Raw genomic sequence first — 22,460 nt, forward strand, 5'->3', positions numbered from 1 at the left:
ATCTCGTCAATTATATTTATCATAGCGCGGGTGAAGGGCGACATTCAACTTTCCCTTTACGTTGACACGAGATTGTCGGATTTCTTTTTCTTTCGTAACAAGACCTGGTCGACCACGATCGCAATGAGTGTGCCTAGAACAAGACCGTTGCTTAATAATGAAATGAGCACAGGATGCATCCCTTTCAAGGCCCCCTGAGGCACAAACATCGCCCCTACGCCTGCTAAAACAGCAATCCCAAGAACAAAGCGAATCCGCGGAATTTCTTCTTTCTCATACTGATCAAACTCCGACATCGCAATCCCAATCATAGAAGAGAAGACCACAAAGTTTACAGCAAGCCCCACAGGGGATGGCAATGCAGAGAAAAAGCTCATGAGCAGAGGAAACAAACTAATGAGAACAACAAGCAGACTTCCTATGAAAAAAGGCTTTCTCGAAGGAATTTTGGTTGTCTGGATAAATCCGGCTGCCCCAGAAATAGGTACAGGCGCAATCGCCCCGATGAGCCCGCTTAATAAATGACCAAATGCTGCGACAAAACCGGCAGGGCGTGCTCTCTTCCGCTCACGCAGTTCACCAAATGCCTTCACTGAGCTTTCCACAATTCGAATACTTGCCAGCATGTTCACAATGAGTAAAATCGTTATAAAAAAGGACGTGACAAGCAATCCACTGTCAAAGACCGGCATACCGAATGGAAACAGCTTCGGAAACTCGATGATTTGTTCTGGAATTCGGACCGGCTTCGCCAATCCGAGTAGAGCGAATAACAGCCATCCGCCTGCAAGTGCGAATAACACTGAAAACTGTCTTAAGTAATGCCATTTTGAGCGGCTGATCATGAAGGTAAGGATAATGATCAAGATCGATAAGCAAAAGACAAGCCCATCTACTTGATTTCCCCGATAGCCGATGCCCATCAGCCCTTTCATAATTGGCTGACTTAGCTGCACAACAAGCAGCAGCAGGTAAATGCCTGTGACGACTGGCGTAAATAAAGACGCGAGCCAATTGATGATTTTAAATAGACTAAAAATAAAAAAGAAAACAGCACTAAAAATTAAAGCCCCTTGTAATGCTTGCAGGGTTTCAGGATACGTCGCAAAGATTGTACCTGTCATGCCGGCATAAAGGGTATACACACCCCACCAAAGCCCTGCTGGACTTTCATTAATCGGCAGCATATGGCCGCATAAACACTGCACCATTGCAACAAGACCAAGTGAAAAGAAAGTACTTTGAATCAGCTCCGCCGATTGCACTTGGTTCAATTCAAATGCTTGTGCAATCGCAATTGGTACGGCAATAGAAGCTGCGATAAAAAATGCCATCCACTGAATGGCGCCCAAAAATAGTTTCAAACCGATCACCTTCCCTTTGTCGTGACAAGACATTAAAAATCAAAAATAGAGTCGCCATTCCCGTCCTTCTCTTTTTGACCCTCATCATTTTGCTGAAATTTCTTCGCGCCACTTGTGCCCATGAGTTTCTCCAGCATGGCTTGATCTGCAGACACAGATGGTGCTGATGGTGTATGTATCGATGAAGGTGGTGAAATGACCGGCGACTGCGGCATTTGCACCTGTGATGGTGCGTCGAGAATGACATCACATAGTGAAGAAATGGCCGCCACTTGACGTTTCACCTCTTCATCATTTCCACTTTGTTTTGCTTTTTGAACCGCTTCCTCCATTTTTTGAAGCAGGCTTGATATATGAATATTCAAGGGTAGACCCTCCAATCTAAAAAAATCTCTTTTCAACATTATTTTACCAAATGAACAAACCAAATGGGTTCATTTTTTCAAAGCAGTGCGCTCACGACTCTCTTATTTGACCCGTCATCTTCATTCACACATAATAAAAGAAACAACATCGTCTATGAAAGGATTGAATAATGGACAAGCTCACTGCTCTATTTCAGAAACAAAAAGTCTTTCAGAAGCCGGCGGTTCAAGAACGCATCCGCATTCTTCAAGACTTAAAAGCAGCCATCAAACAGCATGAAAAGGATATTTTACAGGCCTTAGCCCATGATTTACATAAATCCGAACAGGAAGCCTATACAACAGAGATCGGGATAGTGTATGAAGAAATCAATCATACCCTCAAGCACCTTCACAAATGGGCGAAGCCAACTCGCGTGAAAACACCGCTGACTCATATCGGATCAAAAAGCATGATCATCAAGGAACCCTATGGAAGTGTGCTCATCATTGCTCCTTGGAACTATCCTTTCCAATTGGCCCTTTCTCCATTAGTCGGCGCGATTTCTGCGGGAAATGCTGTGATTTTAAAGCCGTCTGAGCTGACGCCGGCAGTCTCACAAGTGATCAGCACTATCATCAAACATGTATTTCAAGAAGACCATGCGGCTGTCGTAGAGGGCGGTGTTGATGTCAGTACAGAGCTGCTGAAACTGCCCTTTGATTATATCTTCTTTACTGGAAGTGTGGCAGTTGGCAAAGTCGTCATGGAAGCCGCCGCAAAACATTTGACTCCTGTCACACTTGAGCTTGGCGGAAAAAGTCCCAGCATCGTCATGCCTGATGCCGACATCAAATTAGCAGCGAAGCGGATCACCTTTGGAAAATTCACCAATGCAGGGCAAACCTGCATTGCACCAGACTATTTGCTCGTTCATGAATCCATCAAAGAGGAACTTTTGCGAGAAATGACAGCCTGTATCCGTGACTTTTATGGTGAACATCCCGAAACGCATCCGCACTTTGGAAAAAATGTCAGCCAGCGTCATTTTGACAGGCTTACACAATTTCTCTCAAATGGAACGATCGTCACAGGTGGACAGCGCAATGAACAGGAGCTCAAAATCGCTCCGACCATTTTAGACCACATCACATGGGATGATCCCGTCATGCAGGAGGAAATTTTCGGACCAATTCTGCCTGTCATGACCTTTGATTCTCTGCATGAGGCAGTTCATATGATCAAAGCAAGGCCAAAGCCGCTTGCGCTTTACTTATTTACAACAAATAAAGAAACAGAAACCTATATTCTAGACAACCTCTCATTTGGCGGAGGATGTATCAATGACACACTTATGCATGTCGCTACACCTTACCTGCCATTCGGAGGCGTCGGCGAAAGCGGCATGGGGCGATATCATGGGAAGGACAGCTTCTTTACTTTTACGCATGAAAAAAGCGTCCTGCGGCAAACCAATCGCTTCGATTTTTCCTTCCGTTATCCAAATGCGAAAAACGGACTCGACTTGGTTCGTAAATTTTTAAAATAAACAGGACGAAGGGTCTCTCCCCTCGTCCTATTTTCATTCAATATCCTTGATACACCAATTGATTTCTTCAATCCCCATTTGCTTTAAATACGCGTTTACCTTTGAAAACGGCCGGCTGCCAAAAAAGCCGTTTCTTGCAGAAAAAGGACTTGGATGAGGTGACTCAATGATGAAATGCTTGTTTTGATCAATGCGTTCTTTCTTGTTTTGAGCATGTCTTCCCCATAACACAAAAACGACGGGCTGTTCACGCTGATTCAGCACATCAATCACGCGGTCTGTCACACGTTCCCAGCCCTTGCCTTTATGAGAATTCGCCTCGCCTTTTCTCACAGTCAGCACAGTGTTTAACAGCAGCACACCCTGCTCTGCCCAGCTGACAAGTGAGCCGTGGTTTGGAACAGGACAGCCAAGATCATCCTTTAGCTCCTGAAAAATATTTCTCAAAGATGGCGGGTGTTTGACGCCCGGCTGAACAGAAAAGCTTAATCCATGTGCCTGCCCTGGGCCATGATAAGGGTCTTGTCCTAAAATCACCACTTTGACCTTTTCATATGACGTCAAATGAAGAGCACGATACACGTCATCTGGTTTTGGAAAAACGGTCTGCGTGCGATATTCTTCCTTCATCCATTCACGTAATTCCTGATAATACGGCTGTTCAAATTCACTTTTCATCACAGCCCACCAGCTATCATTTAAAAATGGCTTCATTGTGATTTTCCTCCTTCTACTTGCTGCGCTAGTCTGGAGATCATCGGTTTTCCATCCCACACAATCTCACTCTCTGATTCTCTTTTTTTCATCGCTGGTTCTTCTAATAATATAGCAAAGTTCGCTGTCGGCAGATCGCCTAGTTCATGCTTTTCACTTAAATCATCTAAGTAGTTTTTCCTTGTTTCACCAAGATCACTAGACTGATTTCCACCGCCGTCAAAAAACGCATAGATCACGCTCGCAGCTGGCACTCGTTTCACTCGGGCATGCTGTGATACACGCAAAAAGAAGTCCCAGTCCCAATAATGATGCATCGCTGGATCAAAATAGCCAATCTCATCGTGTATACAGCGTTTGTACATACTGCCCGAAGGAACATATGTAGAAAAGACACGCATATCCTCAATATCTGCTGTATAAGCAAACAAACGTCTCGACAGCGGAAAACGGGTCGCGCCTTTTTCTTCAAATGATACAATTTCTGCATCAGAAAAGACAAAATCGGCATCCTCCAGCGCCTTGCTCATGCGTTCGATATGACAAGGTGTGAAGTAATCATCGTCGTCACTCAGCATGATGACGTCGCCTGTCAGCTCCCGCACCCCCACATTTCTGGCATTGACATGCTGGACATTCTCATCTAAATGAATCAAGCGGATCGGAAGCTCAGGGTAAAGTTCCCGAATGATGTCGACTCGCTCTCCTGCATCATTGACGACAACAATTTCAAAAGGCTGTACGGTTTGTCTTGTAATGGATTCAAGCAGCTCACACAGTGCGCTGAGCCGGTTATGTGTCACAATTAATAAGGAAATCTTCATATGCAGCTTACTCCTTTAATAGATTCGTCTTTTTCCATTAAAACATAAATTGACTTTCTTCTCATGATATAAAAGGCGGTTTGATTTGATGGGAAAATGGGAATTTTTGATGAAAAGGAGTGATGATGATGGAATATATCACGGTGAAGAATAGTAAAGAAGCAAAACAGACCATTGACCACATTCATTCATCGGGATCATCAAAGGACGCTGTTTTTGTTTTTGCCTACGACCCAGAACGCTCTGATACCGTAACAGAGCATACAGACGCCAAAAGCATGACAGCGGTCGATCAAGGAATTTTGGATCAAGTCGCCAATGTCATTCGCACCCGGGATGATGAACTGATGGCCAAAATGATGTCAACTGGGGCCGATCAAGAGTTAGCCTTAACCCTTTTAGACGAGCTGAAAAAAGGGAAATTGGTGATTTGTAAAAGGTAAGAAAGAGAGGCGTTCCGAAGAGAGGAACGCTTTTTTATGCCGTTTCATTGTGATAAACGGAAAAGCTGATTATAATAAGGGATAGAACAATAACTGTTACACATCACATTGGAGGTTCAGCAACTATGTCTATGAATAAAGCACTCACCATCGCAGGTTCGGATTCAAGCGGCGGTGCAGGTATCCAAGCAGATTTAAAAACGTTTCAAGAAAAAAACGTCTACGGGATGACAGCTTTAACCGTTGTCGTTGCAATGGACCCACATAATCATTGGGATCATCAGGTGTTTCCAATTGATACGGCGACAATTCGCGCGCAGCTCTCTACCATTGTAGAAGGCATTGGTGTAGATGCACTGAAAACGGGTATGCTTCCTACCGTCGACGTGATCGAGCTTGCAGCTGACACCATCAAAACATATGACCTAAAAAATGTCGTCATTGATCCTGTCATGGTTTGTAAGGGTGCAAACGAAGTCCTTTACCCAGAGCACGCGGAAGCACTGCGTGAAAAGCTCGCGCCACTCGCAACCGTTATCACACCTAACCTTTTCGAAGCAGGTCAATTAAGCGGAATCGGCGAGATTAAAACGATCGAACAAATGGAAGAAGCAGCAAAACGCATTCACGAACTTGGTGCAAAGTATGTAGTTATCACTGGAGGCGGTAAGCTCAGCGAAGACAAAGCCATCGATTTACTTTATGATGGACAAACCTTCGAACGCCTTGAAACAGATAAAATTGACACAGAATACACACACGGCGCAGGCTGCACATTCTCAGCAGCAGTCACAGCTGAACTAGCGAATGGATCAGACGTGAAAGAAGCCATTTATGCAGCAAAAGAATTCATCACGGCTGCCATTAAAGGCTCTTTCCAGCTAAACGAATACATCGGACCAACAAAGCATTCTGCTCATCGTTTTGACAAGTAAAACAGAAAAAACCGATTCGCCTTGTTAGGAGGTGAATCGGTTTTTGTTTATCGAAAGCTTCGTCTCTGTGCAAACAGCCAATCTGTTAAGCCTGGCGTCTCATAAGCAGGCGTCCATGATGCATGGTCATATCCATACTTACTTGCATACTCCGTATAAAGCGGCTGGCCGCCAGCTTTTTGAATAGCTTGAATTGTATTTCTTGCATAGCTGATAGGGATAATGGAATCATCTTCTGCATGAAATGCCCATATTGGCTTGTTTGCTAAAATTCCTGCCTTGCTTGGATCTGCACCCCCCGCAATAGGAATCATTGCTGCAAACAAACGAGGATATGTGATATTCAACTGGTACGTGCCAAATCCACCTTGTGATAAACCCGTCGCATAAATTCTTTTCTGATCAATCTGATAAGAAGTTAACACATGCTGAAGGACATCATAAGCTTTGTGTAAATCTGGTGAAAATTGAAACACGTTCGTCAGATCAATTTCATTTTGCAAATTTCTTGTTAATGCAAAGCCTCCATCGACAGCATTTCGTGCCTGAGGTGCAAGTACGTACGAAGGATGTTTCTTTTGGACTTCAGGAGAAGCCCATAAAACTGCACCATCATTCGCAAGTAACTGCTTTTGATTGTCTGTCCCCCTCTCCCCGCCTCCATGTAAGAATAGGACGAGAGGATAGGCTTTACCCCTTTTATGGTTTTTTGGAATATACAGCCGATAAGGCATTCCTTGGTATTCGAAAGATAAAAAAGATGATGCAATGTCCTCTCGTGTGACAAAGCGATAATTGTACGTAGACGTGGAAAGGCGGCGGTTTTTCTTGTAAACGCTTACTTTTAAAGTCGTATCAGTTTCGATATGAATGGGCTTTTTGTATAACTGACTTTGAGTTGTCGGCTGGCTGCCATCTGTTGTGTAATAAAGAGAAGCTTTTTGAACGTGAGAATGCAGAGCTACCTCTTGTGAACGATAATATTGACCAGATGGGACTGAAGCAGTTGATGCAGCATACGACGTATGATTTCGGGCAGAAGAAACGGAAGGAAAAAGAAAACTCATAGAAAATAGGACAATCATAAAGGTGATCAGGCATTTCTTGGTTGTATGGTTCATATCGTTCCTCCTGTACATGCTCAGATGAATTTTTTATTTATTATTGATCATGACAATATAAATGTCAACGCTTTCATTTAAATTTCCGAATAATCAGTCAGAATACAAAAAAGCGTACCCGCACGCAGGTACACTCTTTTATCCATACATGAATGCCTATTTTTGCTGATCGGACTCTTTCGCCATTTTTCGAATAAAGGCTTCAATGGATTCAACAAATAAAGCATATTCTTTCATTTGTTTATACGTATCTGACAGCTTCTCTTTCACTTCTTCCTGCTCTAAAGAAGGTTCACCGAGAATAGATTGAACTTGAATGAGCAATTCTTTATATTCTTCACGTTTATCTTCAACATGATCTGCCATTGTCTCCAAGCGTTTTCTAGTCGTCGGCTGCTGTTTTGAATTCAAGTAAACAACCCCTTTTTTTGTCCTACCGCATTTGGATAAACGTCAGCCTCAGCTGTATATATTTTAAAATGATACCATAATTCCACCTGTTATCATATATGTAAAACGTCATCAAACCGCTTTAGGCCAACCTTGTATATACACGCTATAGGCTCTAAGATACAGGCTGATCTCACTAGAAAAAAGCAGATCATTGATCTGCTTAAATTGTAGAGAAATTATTTTTCAAGCCGGATTTCCCCTATTTCCTTCTGACTCTTTAAGGGAGTTCTTCTTTGCTCAAATTTCATAGCTAATACTAATAGGAAAGCTATTATTAAAATCATACTTAAGAAAATCAAACCGGCTTGCATTTTTCCTGTAGCATCTTTTAGCCACCCAACTGCATAAGGGCCAACAAAACCTCCTAGATTTCCAATTGAATTAATGACTGCAATTCCAACAGCTACTGTGGCTGGACTCAATATCATAGTAGGTAATGACCAAAAAGGACCTTTAAAACAATACATGGCTGCCAATGAAATAGTGATAAAAATCATTGCAATAAATGGATTGGACACCATTCCTACACTGAGTAACGTTAAACCAGCTACGAGTAACGGTAAAGCTGTGTGCATACGTCTTTCACCAGTGCGATCTGAGCGTCTTGACCAGTAATTCATGACGATTGAAGCAATAATGTAAGGGATTGTAGCAATGAAGCCGATCTGGGTGTTTGATAAATAGCTAGATAACCCTTTAATAATTTGGGGCATCCAATAACCAACGCCCAGTGTACCTGCAGTATATACAAAGTAAATTAAGGCGAGGTACCACAGTTTAGGATCAATCAAGGCCGTCTTATGACTAGAGGCTTGTCGGCCTTGCTTTTCTCTTAGCTCCTCGTCCTTTCTTAATTCTGACATCAACCAATTTTTTTCTTCAGCTGTTAACCACTTTGCTTGTTCTGGCCGGTCTGTTAAGTAGAAATATGTAACAAACCCTAAAATAACAGCAGGGGCGCCTTCGATAATAAACATCCAACGCCATCCAGGTACATTCATCCAATGAATATGATCAATAATTAAGGTAGAAACGGGAGCTCCAATAATATAAGAAACTGCGATTGCTGTCATAAACATCGCAATTGTACTTGCTCTTTCTTTAGCTCGGAACCAATAAGTAAGGTATAAAATAATGCCAGGAAATAGACCTGCTTCTGCTATTCCAAGAAGGAATCGAATAACATAAAGCTGGGTAGCATTCTGAGCAAACCCAGTTGCCATAGAAATAATCCCCCAAGTAAAGAGAATCCTAGTAATCCAAACTCTTGCCCCAAATTTTTGCATTAAAATATTACTTGGTACTTCAAAGAGAAAATAACCAATAAAAAAAATACCTGTCACAAGACCAAACATTTTACTTGTTAGTCCTAAAGCTTCGTTCATTTCCAATGCAGCATATCCCACATTTGCCCTGTCTAGATAAGAAATTATATAGAGTAAAAATAGTAACGGGATTATTCTTCTTGTCACCTTTCGAATCGTCTTCTTTTCGAAATTCAATTGAGAATTTTCCATTCAAATTCCTCCTTTTAAAATAATTAAAAAGAAATTTTGATAACGCTTACATTCATTTGGAAATAAAGAGATACTCTTACGGTTCGGTAAGATGTGTAAGAGTATCTCCATTTACTCTTCTGTTGTTTCCTCAAGACAGCGAACAAAATGAAAACTTTCTTTCATCGTGTCAAAAACGTTTATTTTCAACTAAAATTGCTCTCAAGGTCTGGTTTACCGTTAAAAATTACATGTTTCGGTTGATAGTTAATGTTACCTAACACCGTTTCTCCATCTACATCGGGAAAGGCAGTCTCAGTAGAAGTAGAATCTAGAACCACAAGGTGATTTGGAGTAAAAGTAAAATCGTCAATTCCTAACAATTTAGGAGCTGTTACCAGAACTGCTCTAAAAGCTTCATCAAGAGACAGTCCACCTACAATCATTTTAGAAATGATGTAGCTCATGTTATAAACAGGGTATTTTCTCCATGACGCGCTTGTTAAATCTGTACTGATCGTATCTGGTTTAATTCCCTCAGCTAAGCATTTATAAAAAACATTCCAATTAAAGTGTTTTCTACCGTGACCGATATCTAATACTATTCCTCTTTCTACTGCATCTAGAAATTCTTTTTTTACCTTCCCGGCAGTATTTAACACGTTTCCATCCCTTCCTTGAAATGGATGAGTGAGAATGTCCCCTTTATTAAAATATTGTGTTACCTCTTCAATATCTAGTTGAGTTTCAGTTAAATGAACCATCATTCGTAAATCAGTTCGATCGGCTGCTTCTCTTGCTAAGCGTAATAAAGACCGGTCAGTCGTTTTGTCCACCTGACCTAAGCGAATCTTAATTCCTAATAAACAATCATCAGCTAAAGATGCAACTTCAACAATTCGATCCAACGAAATACTTTCTGGCTTGGTTGGGTTAGGATTGGGGTGATTGGTTAGCCCTTCTGGTAAAGCTGATAACCAAGAACGAACTGTTAACGGGCTGTTTTCCCAATAACGATTTGCTTCCTCCCATCCGTCATAGCCAAAAGTACCTGCGTCCCCAACTGTAGTTACTCCTGAGGAAAGATATTGTTTATCTGTTACACCAATCTCTGCTCCAGGTGCCCATACATGACAATGAAAATCTACTAGTCCCGGTACAATTACGCTAGATTCAGATAAATGAATATCCCTATCATTCTCATGAGTAACTGTTATGCTTGTAGACTTATTTGGAATGAACCCCTTTTCTGACCAAATAGAACCGCCTTTAAAATTCCATACTCCCATGCAAATACACCCCTTAACTTCATTTTGATTTAATAGATTAATTTTTTTAATTGTTTGCAATAGCACTTCTTTACATGCATTGATAACATCCAACCACTGGTGCTAAATCACTGACCAACATACACTCCTCTTCATTTTGGATAATGGAAACAATCAACTAAGTAGAATTTTTAATCTGTTTACTGCCAGCCATACACCAATAAGATAGCGCTTTCAAAAATGAAATGAATGACGCAACCCCTATCTTTGACAACTTTCATTTTAGAGAGAGAGCACCCCTCATCATAAAAAATTTATATGCTTTAGCCTACGTAATAAAAATTACTTTATTTTATATTAAAGTAATATTCATTACCAATAATTTAAATGTATGTTATCACTCATAATTAATAAAGTAAACCTTTTTTATAAAGAACAGCATGATAAAGTAAAACGAACAGTGAAGCAAATGGGAAAAATCGTTTTAACTGATAGTTATCAAGAAAATATAATGGAATTAATGCCGAGGGGATGCAAAGGTCGTGGTTGCCATTGGTCCAAAAGCCAAAAAACCAATGAAAATAAAAATTCCACTTATGATCAGTGGAATAAGATGCAAGACTTTCTTTGGCTGAAGCAGCTAATAATGTCAAAAAATCGATTAATCCTGAGGAAGGCGGGGTTAGTTTTCAAAACTGATCGATCAGAAGCAGAACTATTTAAACGGGCTGATATGATTGAAGTTAAATTTGGACAAGGTACTTTAGCCGGAACGGGCGGGGAATTTAACAAAGAAAACGAGGATGCGGTATTGGCTACCCAATATTCCGCACCTCGATTATCTGATAGAGAAATGTAATTCTACATCGGCTCCTTCTCTATCTCTATCAATCGTGCAGACGGTGCTGAAGCGCCCTTTTTTATATGCCTTGCTGTTTCTGTTACTTTCAATTTCACGTCATACTGATCATCACTTGTAGGATACGGATCAACGATTTGCTTCTCTTTGTAAATGCCATGTCTTCAGTTTCAGCTTTGTTTCATTTCTGCCACTGATGGAGATCGATTTATTTCCCGGGGAAGGAAAGTAACGTGCAGTAAAAACTTCTCGGCCTCCGTTTACAAAAATCTCAATTGACGATGAGTCGATAAAGATATGAAGGTCGTGTAATTCCTCTATAAGTGCTTCACGAACTTCCTTTGATCGATCTTCAAATCGATCCCGCTCTAATGTCAGCTTCCCTTCCTCTTTATCATAGATGATGCGTGCTGCTGCACGGATACAGCATTCAAACCCTTTTTGTGTATCAATTTGATCAATGAATACCTCTGCGCTCGTAATATCCTCTACAGGGATGGAATGAACAGAACGTTTAATATGAAAAACATGCTCTTGTTCATTGGTCCGCATGGATTGAAGTTCACTTACTGGTTTTTGAATCAGATGTCCGTCCTCATCTAAACGGAGTTCTCTCGGGATCGTGAGGCAGTGTATCCATTGATAAGAAATCGTCGGATGATGCTCTTCTCCTTGATCAGGCACCCCCATCCACCCGATTAAAAGTCGTCTGCCTGATTCGTCTAGAAAGGTTTGCTGCGCATAGAAGTCAAAGCCACGGTCCAGTTCCTCAAACGCTCCGTGTGTATATTGATACGAGTGATCATCCAATGTGCCAACAAAATAGCCTGATTGATGTGTGTTGTGATATTTTAAGCCATCCGGCTCTAGTCCTTGCGGTGACACAATCAATACATCCCGGCCGTCTAATTCAAACAGATCTGGACATTCCCACATATAGCCGAAATTGTCTAAACCATTCTTTCCGCTGCCTGCAATCGTGCCTTGAAACGTCCAATTATCTAACGTATCAGAGGTAAATAAGACAAGGTGTCCTTTCAGGTCTAAGCTTTGTGCACCAAGGATCATGTACCACCGGCCATTTCGCTTCCATACCTTCGGATCTCGAAAATGGGCAGTGAACCCTTCAGGGAGCGTTGCCACGACACCTTTTTTCTCAAAGTGAATACCATCTTCCGAAACAGCTAAACATTGATACGTCTCACGGTTCCCTTGTTCATCCCGAACGTTTCCAGTGTACATCACGTGCATCTGCCCACCTTCTATAAATGCACTGCCAGAATAACAGCCGTTTTGATCAAACCAATCACTTGGGGCAAGAGCGGCTTCTTCGTGCTGCCAATTGACTAGATCTGTCGATGTATAATGCCCCCAGAATTTTGCACCATGCCCCGTTTTGAATGGCTGCCACTGATAAAAGACGTGGTAAATTCCTTTCCACTGAATCAGCCCATTCGGATCATTTAAAAGACCGACTGGCGGCATCAAATGAAAATGCTGCCGGTACACATCCTTTTTGACCAAATGCTCATAGTTTCGAATACGGTCTGCTATCTTTTGACGAAGTGCTGCGTCAGTTGTTGTCATGACTGTGACCACTCCTTGATTATTTTTCGACTTCTTTTACTTTAAAAATGATAGTGAGAATAAATGAAACAGCAACAGCGATTAACATACCAATCACATAATTGACCACATTCTGAATACCGAATGGTGCTGCAATCGCAATCATCGGAATGCCTGTTAAACCATAAGCATTGGCAGCTACCTTCGTGAAAACGACGAATGCCCCGCCCAATGCGCCTCCAATCATCGCCGCAATAAATGGTTGACGATAGCGAAGGTTTACACCGAATATGACAGGCTCGGTAATTCCTAAAAAAGCAGAGAAAGCAGCAGGAAGGGCAATTTCTTTTGTTTTTGCACGCTTGGCTAAGAAAAAGACAGCCAATCCTGCTCCGCCTTGCGCGACATTGGACATTGCCCAGATCGGCAGCAAATAGTTACGCCCAATATCATTCAGCAATCCTGCCTCAATCGCATGGAAGCTATGATGAACCCCTGTGAGCACAATTAAAGAGTAAGCACCGCCGAAAATGAGTCCTGCTAAGAATCCCGCATGGTCATAAATAAATGTCAGTGCACTCGAAATTCCTGTACCAAGCATTCTTCCAAGCGGTCCAACTGCAATAAACGTCACAAATCCAGTGACAATCACGGTCACAAATGGGGTCACAAGTAAATCAATACTGTTCGGAACCACTTTTCTTAAATTCTTCTCAACAAGGCACATGATATATACGGTCAATAACACTGGAATGACCGTCCCTTGGTAACCAAGAAGAGCAATATCAACATTGAATAAATGCATATACTCTGGTTTTGCTTCCGTCAATCCCCACGGATTAAGCAGATTCGGGTGAATCATAATTCCCCCAATGACAGCCCCTAAATACGGATTTCCGCCAAACTCTTTCGCTGCACTGACCCCAATTAAAATCGGTAAAATGATAAAGGCTGCACTTGAGAACATATCAAGCATTTGAAAGATCGCAGAGCTTGGATCAGCCCATTTGAAGGCTTTCATCATGCCTAAGAGACCCATTAACAAACCGCTTGCCACAATTGCTGGAATGATCGGTACAAAAATATTCGATAGCGTCTTTGCAAAACGCGCAAGTGGATTCATTTTTTGTTTCACTGCTTCATCATGGCTGACAGGCTTTTGATTCTCGTCGCCAGTCTCAAGACCAGTCTCACGAACAAATGGTTCATACACTTTGTTGACAGATCCCGTTCCAAAAATGACTTGAAATTGCCCTGAACTTGAGAAGGCCCCCTTCACTCCTTCAAGTTCTTCAATGGCCTCTTTGTCAATCAAATCCTCATTTTTCACCACCAATCTGAGTCTTGTTGCACAATGCGTTGCACTGATGACATTTTCCTTGCCGCCTAACAGTTTCATTAATTCTTTAGCTGTTTTTTGATAATCCATGATGTCTCCTCCTTTTTTAAAGCAAAAAAGACCTAAAATTCACCAACGAGTAAAGGACATACACGTCCCCTCGTTACGCAAATTTTAGGTCTTGCCTGCCTGACAGTCACAATCCCGCGATATCAATTTTTGATGACGCTTTCATCATAGTATAAGACTGTGACATGCGTCAACCTCTTTTTTCAAATCCAATGACCCATATACACTAATAAGAGTAGTGTGCATAAAAAAAAGCCTGCATGCAGGCACGATCATTTTAAACCAATTCGGCTTCCTGCAGACGCTGGACATGCAGCGTGATGTAGCCGATCTCCGATTCAGGGAGATGAAGTCCATATTCATCTTTTAACAAATCAGCGAGTCCAAGTGCACACCGGTACGCCGTATCATACTTTGTTTGGATAAAAATCAGCATGTCTTCGTCCATGATTTGAAATGCCTCATTCGATTCCAACCTGCCTAATGCATACCTCAAATGTGTCACAAGCCGCTGATAGGAAATACTATCCTCATCAATTGAATGCTGAAAATAGCTTTCAATATGCTCGATCATTTCTTTAATCATCGTTGTATATTTCACGGTCTTTTTCATGGACTCCGTATTCATTTTGGCCGTATGAATATGAAGTGCCACATATCCTGCCTCATCGTCCGGCAGTTCAACCCCAAGCCGCTCCTTTACATAACGAATGGCATACTTTCCAATCTCATATTCCTGCTTATATAAGACTTTGATCTCACCAAGCAATTTATTATATAACACAATGCCTTTTTGAAGGCGTTCAATGGCGAAGGACAAATGATCAGTCAGTGATATGTGAATGTGATCACTGAGCGGCATCATGAGTTTCCCCTCTGCATAACTGATGATATGCTCTGCCACCTCAATATGCGCTTCTGGCAATGTGGCAAGAATTTGTTTGAATTTCTCATTTTCTTCACGCACAACAAAGATTTTCTCTATTTTTTGAAGAGGAACGACGTCATTTTTCCCCTTCTGAAAAGCAATTCCGGGTCCCATCACAATTTTCTCCTGATCGCCCTCCTTCACAACCACTGCGTTGTTATTCAATATTTTATATATCTTCAAGGGGTATCCTCTCCCAGCAGATAACATTTCTTAAGTGGGATTTTACCCTGTTTCACTTTTTCTGTAAAGGTAAGAGCGGACCAGCACGCGCCTCTCGCATCGTCTTCTCTTCAAGCATCATCAGACTTTGAGTAAACCGCTTCTCTGCCCTGCGTTTCTTCTTATGTTCTTCTGCCAGCTTCTCCAGCTCTCTCTCTTTCACTACTTGAAAGAATCCGGCATCCGCCGCGGCCGCCTGAAACCCTTGATTCTTCATCATCACACCAGGGTTCACAAGCACATTCATCATGAAACCAAACCATACGCTCAACCAGCTTTTTAATTTCTTCACTGAACATCCCTCCGCTTTTCTTAGAATCTAGCAGCTCTAGCAAAACAACTGCTCCTATCATATCCCGAGAAAAAAGAGAGGTTTGTCACAATCTGGGTGAAAAAACCAACTAGTTTTCAGAAGTTTTGTTGAAAAGTGCAGAAGATCATCATGTGCCTGGATGTTTCATTGAAAATTTTATACACACGCTATCCCAAAGATAAGCACACCTTATCAACAGGGTTTATCCACATATCAACACCCTCTCACTAGATTTTGTGTATGTAAATTTTTTATTTTCCATATATGTATCTGAATAATCGAGTTATCAACAGACATTTGTGAATAAGTGCGACTTTATAAACAAAATAGTTCTTTATAACTATGTAAAATAAGACCATTTTAGTAAAGGAATTGTTTTCAACGTATTGAATACTTAATAACGGGCAGTGAATCTTTCCTATTTATCCACAAAAAGAAAGGCTATCTCCCTAAAAACACAGCTAGAAAGGGGAAAATTAATGAAAAAGGTCATATCTCGTTCTTCTGTTCTATTGTTCTCCACTATTTTTATTTTATCCACATTCTTTACCGGTCAACAGGCTGCTGCTGCTCCCTCTAACAAAAAGATGGAACTAGAAAAAGCAGAAATCTTCGGTGAAATCAATGTCAACTCGAGAAAACAAACCACTGTCATTGTTGAATTAAAGGAAAAATCCTTAGTTGAAGCCAAGCAAGAAGGCGAAGCACAAACAAAAGCCTCCCTCAAAAAATCTCGAACAAAAGTAAAGAACGCAGCACTCAAAGAGGTAGATAAAGCGAGTGTTCGTCAAGAATATGAAAAAGTCTTCTCTGGTTTCTCTATGAAACTTCCTGCAAACGAAATCCCGAAGCTGCTCGCAGTTGATGGAGTAAAAGCCGTTTATCCGGATGTTACATATAAAACCGATGAAGTGAAAAAGGAAAGCATCCAGCTTCCAAACGAAGATGTCTCCCCGCTTATGGATAAGAGCGCTCCATTTATCGGTGCACCAAAAGCATGGGATGCCGGCTATTCTGGAAAAGGGGTCAAAGTCGCAGTCATTGATACTGGAGTAGACTATACCCACCCTGATTTAAAAGGAAACTTCGGTTTATACAAAGGCTATGATTTTGTTGATAATGATTATTCTCCGCAAGAGACACCTAAAGGAGATCCTAGAGGCGAATCCACAGATCACGGCACACACGTTGCAGGAACGATTGCGGCAAATGGACAAATTAAAGGGGTCGCAAAGGATGCCACGCTTCTTGCATACCGTGTACTTGGACCAGGTGGATCTGGAACAACTGAGAACGTTCTTGCAGGCATCGACCGGGCTGTTACTGACGGAGCAGATGTCATGAACCTCTCTCTTGGAAACAGTGTCAATAACCCTGATTATGCAACGAGCATTGCACTTGATTGGGCCATGTCTGAAGGCGTTGTAGCTGTTACTTCGAATGGAAACAGCGGTCCTAATAACTGGACTGTCGGTTCTCCCGGCACGTCAAGAGAGGCCATTTCTGTCGGGGCAACTCAGCTTCCGTACAGCCTTTACAATGTGAAATTCCCGAATTATTCTACAGCAAAAGTCATGGGCTACTACCAAGAGAGTGATTTAAAAGCGCTTGACCAAAAACAAGTCACACTCGTCCAAGCAGGAATCGGTGACGAAAAGGCATTTGAAGACATCGATGTTAAAGGAAAGGTGGCCGTGATTGAACGTGGTGCCATTGCTTTTGTGGATAAAGTTGACAATGCAAAAGCCGCTGGTGCAATCGGCGTTGTGATGTATAACAATACCGATGGAGAGATTCCAGTCGACGTACCAGGTCTCGCACTTCCTACAATTAAGCTGTCAAAAGCTGAAGGAACAGCGCTTATCAAAGCCATTGAGGCTGGAAACGATACAACGGCTTTCTCCATTCAATTTGTCAAAGAACTTAGTGAGCAAGTCGCTGACTTCTCATCCCGCGGACCGGTTGTGGATACGTGGATGATTAAGCCTGATTTATCAGCACCCGGTGTCAGCATTGTGAGTACGATCCCAACGCATGATCCTTCTCAGCCTTACGGATATGGTTCTAAGCAAGGAACAAGTATGGCATCTCCGCATGTGGCAGGAGTTGCAGCGATCATCAAACAAGCAAAACCATCGTACTCAACTGAACAAATCAAAGCATTGCTGATGAATACAGCAGAAAAACTGTTTGACGCAAATGGCAGCCCATTCCCTCATAACACACAAGGAACAGGCAGCGTTCGAATCATGGAATCACTTCAAGCGTCTTCTATCGTTTCTGATGCGAGCTATTCATACGGCACTTTCTTAAAGGAAAAAGGCGTTCAAATCAAAACGAAGAAATTTAAGGTAGAAAACCTTTCAAAAGCACCGAAAACGTATACCATTGATTACAAATTCAATGGCAGCGGCATTAGTACAAACGGAACGAAAAAAATCACCGTCAAAGGGAATTCCACTGGATCCTTTACTTCCGCAGTACAGGTGAATTACGGAAAAACCAAAAAAGGGACGTACCAAGGCAGCATCACCATTCGCGAAAATGGCAGAAAGGTCACGGAAATCCCTACTTTATTGATTGTGAAAGAGCCTGATTATCCGCGCGTCACTTCTGTTTCCGTAGAGCCGGACAATCGTGCTGGAAGCTATGTCATTAGCAGCTACCTGCCTGGCGGTGCTGAGAACCTTGCATTCCTTGTCTACTCGACCGATGGAGAGTTTTTAGGTGAAGCTGGTGTTTATCAACATGTTGATAAAGGAGAGCACCGCGTAAAATGGAATGGCACAATCAATCAAGGCCAGAAGCTTGAAGCTGGTGAGTATACAATGCTTGCGTATGCAAGTTTGAAAGGAAAATCAGATACCGTACAAACGAAGGAACCTTTCGAAATTTACCCTGAATAAATGTGAATCACAAGAAAAGCCTTGTATGAGCGGATAAGCTCATCAAGGCTTTTCGATCATATATGGAGGAAAGAGAAACTCATGTTGATATGGCTATGGATCGTTTCTTTTTTTACTGCTTTTTTTCTGACGATCACATTGGTTTATTTTCTAACCTTTTTACATATGAAGCAGCCTCGTCCTTTTCATCAAGCATGCGAGCTGACTGTTTATGCTTCCTGTATCTATCCGCTCAGCCTGCTGGTGTCAGCCGCCTTCTTCCTCACCATGATGCTCCTTTTCCCCTTGTACTGGCTCCGCAGGCGATAAATATACATACGTTATGCATCAAAGGCTTCTTTTAATAAACGATACGATGTGAGCCTGTCTTGCATGTGATGTGTGATGGTCACAGCGATCAATTCATCTGTCCGATAAGCCTTCGCGAGTGTGGTCAGCTGCTTTTTCACAGATGCTGGTGTTCCAACGACCATCCTTTGACGATTGGCAGCCACTCGTTTTTGTTCATAAGGACTGTAGGAATACGACTGTGCCTCTTCATATGAAGGAAAGCCATCAAGATTCAGCCCCTGTTCATTGGCAAGTAAAGATAAATCTAAGCTGACAGCCAGTTTTTCTGCCTGCTCCTCTGTTTCGGCACATAAAACAAAGACTGCCAGACTGACACGCGGCTGATCACCGAATACTGAAGGTTCAAATCGGTTGATATATTGCTCCACAGAGTCTTCTCCGCCTTCACCATTAATAAAAAGCGCAAACGTGTAGCCTGCACCTGCTTTCGCCGCAAGCCTTGCACTCCCTCCAGAAGAACCAAGCATCCATACTTCTGGCGCGGTCTCTACCTTCGGAGAAGCAGTCAAATGAGGCAGCGGGTAAAATTCATCCGCTAGATCATGTAAATAGACCTTCAATTCCTCTACCTGCTCAGGATACTGGTCGCCTAGACGCTTTCGCTCCCCATGATGAAGGGCAATGGAGGAAATAGGCATACCACCAGGGGCACGTCCAATCCCAAGATCGATTCTGCCAGGAGCCAGCGCTTCGAGGACCCTGAAGTTCTCTGCTACTTTATAGGCGCTGTAGTGCGGGAGCATAACGCCGCCAGAACCAATGCGTATGTGCGATGTAACGGCTGATAAATGGCCGAGAAGCACCTCTGGACTCGATCCTGCAAGCCGGTTTGAAAAATGATGCTCTGATACCCAAAAACGGTGATAACCCCACTTCTCCGCCTGCTTCGCCAGTTCAACCGTCTGCTTCAGTGCTTCAGCAGGCGTAGCGCCTCCTATCAAAGGAGATTGATCCAGTATACTTAATTTCATTATGCTGCACCTCTTACAGAAATCCCCCTCTCTTAATGGAAAGGGGGATATCTTATTTATTTTCGATTAAAGCCCTTCTCTTTCACAAATTCTCCAAGGAAGGCACGCTTTGGCTGGCTAAAGCCCCGCAGCATCTGCTCAGACCAAGTATCTTTTCTCTCACCGTTTGTTCGTGCTTCATAATATGCGGAAATACGATCGTCGTATTCTTTTAAATAACGATCCACATGCGCTTCATCTTGCTGATATGAATTTTCATGATATATGAGTTCAACTGGCAGCCGTTCCTTTTGTGACGACTGATTAGCTGGATGGCCAACAGCCAGACCGAATAACGGCAGCACATAAGATGGCGTTTCAAGCACTTCAGAGACTTCTCTCAGCTGATTACGCAGTCCGCCAATATAGCAGATCCCAAGTCCCATTGATTCTGCAGCAACACTGACATTTTGTGCAGCCAATGCCGCATCGATGACGCTAATGAGAAAGGCTTCCGTATTCTCAAGCGCCTCCTGATGATTCTTCCCTGCTTTTTTTGCAATATGATCATGGCGTTTCAAGTCTGCACAGAAGACAAAGAAATGCCCGTTCTTCTCAACGTATGGCTGATTCCCAGCCAGTTCAGCAAGCTTGGCCTTCTTCTCCTGATCTGTCACCCCAATAATACTATACGCCTGTACATAGCTTGATGTCGAAGCAGCCTGTGCACTTTTGATCAGTGTCAGCACCTCTTCTTCTGTCAAACGCTCGTCTGTAAACGAACGGATGGATCGATGATTTAATATGGTTTCTATCGTTTTGTTCAATTCGAAGACCTCCTTCACTTCTTCTATCATAAGGCAAAGACATAGGGCTTTTCAAAAATTAAAACTCGCATAAAAAAAGACAGCCTATACTTAGACTGCCCTTACTCGTTTTATTTAAATAAATAACTTTGATATTTCGTTAATTGAACGCTTGCGTTATAGGCGATCCCGAATCCAATGAGAACGGACAAGACAGAGCTTCCTCCAAAGCTGATAAATAAGAGTGGAATCCCTGTTACCGGCATCACGCCTATGTTCATGCCAATGTTCTGGAACGTATGGATTACAATCAATGCTGTATATCCTACGCAGAAGAATGACGCAAAACGGCTATAAGGATGGATACGGTCAATCAGTACAACAAGCCGGTAAATCAAGAAGAAGAACATGATCACAACAAACGCACAGCCGATAAAGCCAAAGGCTTCACCTATAATGGAGAAAATCATATCCGTTTGTGCTTCAGGAACGTAGACCTTTAAGTTTTTAATGCCATTCCCAAAAATCTGCCCTGCACCAATGGCCATAATGGCCTGCTCTACTTGATATTTATCAGATCCAGATGCATCCTGCGTCTGTGCTTGGTTGGCTGCCGAAGAACTATCAGGCAGCCAAGCGGTAATCCGGTTAATTTGGTACTGTTGAATGCCGATTGTTTTCGCAAAATCAGGGAAGAGAATGATGACGGCTAACACAGCGGCAACCAATAGTACAACCACTGAACCGATGAGAGAAATCAGTTTCCAATTCACCCCTGATAAAAACACCATCACCACAACAATAAACATACAAACAGCCGCAGTCCCTGCATCCTGCAAGAAGATCAGTCCAACTGGTACAGCTGCCACGCCGGCAATTTTTAATAGAAGGAAAATATCATCCTCTAATGTCCTTTTTCCTCTAGGTGAAGACTTTCCAATAACAGATGCGAGCATCATAATCAAACCAATTTTCATGAACTCTGAGGGCTGAAATGTCCCTATTCCAGGTAACACAAACCAGCTTTTTGCACCATTTTTGATTGGGGCAAAATCATGACCTCCGATTTGTGCAGGAGCGATTTTCAGAAGAATTAACAGCATAATGCCGCCTATAAATATATATAAGCTCAGTTTCTCTAATTGCTCTAAGTCAAAATAATTAATAGCAACAATACATATAACTCCGACCATATAGTATATGATCTGTCTGGTCCATGCATTAGATCCGTACTGCCCAAATTGACCCGCAGCATAAATCGCAATGATACTGATGGCAAAGAAGGCTAAAAATATAAAAATCAAATCTCCTTGATAGTAAGGAGATGTATTCTGCTTGTTCATGAACTAACCACCCTTATTACAAAACATAAAAGCCCTTATTTATATTAGATTGAAATTTTCACAAAATCAACTCACCTTAAATATGACGGAAGATACATCCGAAAGGTTCCATTCAATTTTCAAAAAATGAAATACTTTTCATCCTAACAATAGGAAAAAATCCCTCTATACACTTTTCATTCAATCGATCTCAAGTCCTTTAAAAAGTTTATTTTACAGATTTTAAGGGGAAAATTCAATGACCTATGTGGCAATATAACAAGTAAACATCAAACGAGCATAAGCTGCACTGAGGA

General features: G+C 42.1%; 20 protein-coding genes. 5 read left to right on the forward strand and 15 right to left on the reverse strand.

Translation table 11 applies throughout. The annotated features are described in order from the left end of the window. Nucleotides 1-56: 56 nt before the first annotated feature. Together MHI23_RS17620 and MHI23_RS17625 are read right to left on the reverse strand one after the other, a co-directional pair. Nucleotides 57-1,364 carry a purine/pyrimidine permease gene (locus MHI23_RS17620; protein ID WP_024426406.1) on the reverse strand — a complete coding sequence of 436 codons (1,308 nt, stop codon included), beginning with the start codon at nt 1,362-1,364 and terminating at the stop codon, nt 57-59. A gap of 32 nt (nt 1,365-1,396) precedes the next feature. Then, nucleotides 1,397-1,729, reverse strand: a complete 333-nt coding sequence (locus MHI23_RS17625; RefSeq protein WP_024423816.1) for a YwdI family protein — start codon at nt 1,727-1,729, stop codon at nt 1,397-1,399. Between the two features lie 170 nt (nt 1,730-1,899). On the opposite strand from MHI23_RS17625, the gene MHI23_RS17630 reads away from it, so the two are divergent. Then, nucleotides 1,900-3,258: an aldehyde dehydrogenase gene (locus MHI23_RS17630; RefSeq protein WP_149126166.1), complete on the forward strand. Its 1,359-nt coding sequence runs from the start codon at nt 1,900-1,902 to the stop codon at nt 3,256-3,258. A 33-nt stretch (nt 3,259-3,291) separates the two neighbouring features. On the opposite strand, the gene MHI23_RS17635 is transcribed toward MHI23_RS17630, so the two are convergent. Together MHI23_RS17635 and MHI23_RS17640 are read right to left on the reverse strand one after the other, a co-directional pair. After that, nucleotides 3,292-3,972: a uracil-DNA glycosylase gene (locus MHI23_RS17635; RefSeq protein WP_024426408.1), complete on the reverse strand. Its 681-nt coding sequence runs from the start codon at nt 3,970-3,972 to the stop codon at nt 3,292-3,294. Then, nucleotides 3,969-4,796, reverse strand: coding sequence for a glycosyltransferase family 2 protein (locus MHI23_RS17640; RefSeq protein WP_149126165.1), 828 nt, complete (start codon nt 4,794-4,796; stop codon nt 3,969-3,971). The genes MHI23_RS17635 and MHI23_RS17640 overlap by 4 nt, the downstream gene beginning before the upstream one ends. A 128-nt stretch (nt 4,797-4,924) precedes the next feature. Between MHI23_RS17640 and MHI23_RS17645 the strand changes: the two genes are divergently transcribed. Continuing rightward, nucleotides 4,925-5,239, forward strand: coding sequence for a general stress protein (locus MHI23_RS17645; protein WP_149126164.1), 315 nt, complete (start codon nt 4,925-4,927; stop codon nt 5,237-5,239). A gap of 125 nt (nt 5,240-5,364) precedes the next feature. Next, entirely contained in the window at nt 5,365-6,174 is an 810-nt protein-coding gene (locus tag MHI23_RS17650) for a bifunctional hydroxymethylpyrimidine kinase/phosphomethylpyrimidine kinase (RefSeq protein WP_034621888.1), read from the forward strand. Nucleotides 6,175-6,221: 47 nt separating this feature from the next. On the opposite strand, the gene MHI23_RS17655 is transcribed toward MHI23_RS17650, so the two are convergent. From MHI23_RS17655 to MHI23_RS17670, 4 genes are all read right to left on the reverse strand, one after another. Continuing rightward, a complete protein-coding gene (locus MHI23_RS17655) occupies nt 6,222-7,295 on the reverse strand; it encodes a chitobiase/beta-hexosaminidase C-terminal domain-containing protein (RefSeq protein ID WP_171464773.1) in 1,074 nt (357 codons plus the stop codon). Between the two features lie 156 nt (nt 7,296-7,451). Beyond that, entirely contained in the window at nt 7,452-7,706 is a 255-nt protein-coding gene (locus tag MHI23_RS17660; protein WP_024423823.1) for a hypothetical protein, read from the reverse strand. A 218-nt stretch (nt 7,707-7,924) separates the two neighbouring features. Next, nucleotides 7,925-9,265, reverse strand: coding sequence for an MFS transporter (locus tag MHI23_RS17665; RefSeq protein ID WP_149126162.1), 1,341 nt, complete (start codon nt 9,263-9,265; stop codon nt 7,925-7,927). Between the two features lie 185 nt (nt 9,266-9,450). Continuing rightward, the gene (locus tag MHI23_RS17670) at nt 9,451-10,533 is read right to left on the reverse strand and encodes an amidohydrolase family protein (RefSeq protein ID WP_171464774.1); all 1,083 of its coding nucleotides are present in this window, start codon (nt 10,531-10,533) and stop codon (nt 9,451-9,453) included. A gap of 448 nt (nt 10,534-10,981) precedes the next feature. On the opposite strand from MHI23_RS17670, the gene MHI23_RS17675 reads away from it, so the two are divergent. Continuing rightward, entirely contained in the window at nt 10,982-11,371 is a 390-nt protein-coding gene (locus MHI23_RS17675; protein ID WP_306654593.1) for a hypothetical protein, read from the forward strand. Nucleotides 11,372-11,500: 129 nt separating this feature from the next. On the opposite strand, the gene MHI23_RS17680 is transcribed toward MHI23_RS17675, so the two are convergent. The 4 genes from MHI23_RS17680 to MHI23_RS17695 all read right to left on the reverse strand — a co-directional run bounded on the left by MHI23_RS17680 (nt 11,501) and on the right by MHI23_RS17695 (nt 15,787). After that, entirely contained in the window at nt 11,501-12,958 is a 1,458-nt protein-coding gene (locus MHI23_RS17680) for a sucrose-6-phosphate hydrolase (protein WP_149126160.1), read from the reverse strand. Nucleotides 12,959-12,977: 19 nt separating this feature from the next. Then, complete coding sequence (locus MHI23_RS17685; RefSeq protein WP_149126159.1) at nt 12,978-14,366, reverse strand: sucrose-specific PTS transporter subunit IIBC; 1,389 nt, start codon at nt 14,364-14,366, stop codon at nt 12,978-12,980. 256 nt (nt 14,367-14,622) lie between these two features. Further along, on the reverse strand, nt 14,623-15,456 hold the full coding sequence (locus MHI23_RS17690) for a PRD domain-containing protein (protein ID WP_024423828.1): 834 nt from the start codon (nt 15,454-15,456) through the stop codon (nt 14,623-14,625). A gap of 52 nt (nt 15,457-15,508) precedes the next feature. Further along, entirely contained in the window at nt 15,509-15,787 is a 279-nt protein-coding gene (locus MHI23_RS17695; protein ID WP_024423829.1) for a hypothetical protein, read from the reverse strand. Nucleotides 15,788-16,287: 500 nt separating this feature from the next. Here MHI23_RS17695 and MHI23_RS17700 point away from each other — a divergent pair, with 500 nt between their 5' ends. Next, a complete protein-coding gene (locus MHI23_RS17700) occupies nt 16,288-18,714 on the forward strand; it encodes a S8 family serine peptidase (RefSeq protein WP_024423830.1) in 2,427 nt (808 codons plus the stop codon). A 320-nt stretch (nt 18,715-19,034) separates the two neighbouring features. Here the strand turns inward: MHI23_RS17700 and MHI23_RS17705 are convergent, their stop codons facing one another. The 3 genes from MHI23_RS17705 to MHI23_RS17715 form a co-directional block, all read right to left on the reverse strand. Next, complete coding sequence (locus MHI23_RS17705) at nt 19,035-20,036, reverse strand: LLM class flavin-dependent oxidoreductase (RefSeq protein WP_080780785.1); 1,002 nt, start codon at nt 20,034-20,036, stop codon at nt 19,035-19,037. A gap of 56 nt (nt 20,037-20,092) precedes the next feature. Continuing rightward, the gene (nfsA, locus tag MHI23_RS17710) at nt 20,093-20,842 is read right to left on the reverse strand and encodes an oxygen-insensitive NADPH nitroreductase (protein WP_039182366.1); all 750 of its coding nucleotides are present in this window, start codon (nt 20,840-20,842) and stop codon (nt 20,093-20,095) included. Nucleotides 20,843-20,952: 110 nt separating this feature from the next. Then, nucleotides 20,953-22,164, reverse strand: coding sequence for an FtsW/RodA/SpoVE family cell cycle protein (locus MHI23_RS17715; protein WP_024426424.1), 1,212 nt, complete (start codon nt 22,162-22,164; stop codon nt 20,953-20,955). Between the last annotated feature and the right edge of the window lie 296 nt (nt 22,165-22,460).

The organism is Bacillus sp. FSL M7-0003 (genome assembly GCF_038628485.1).
Classification (GTDB): Bacteria; Bacillota; Bacilli; order Bacillales; family Bacillaceae; genus Bacillus; species Bacillus safensis.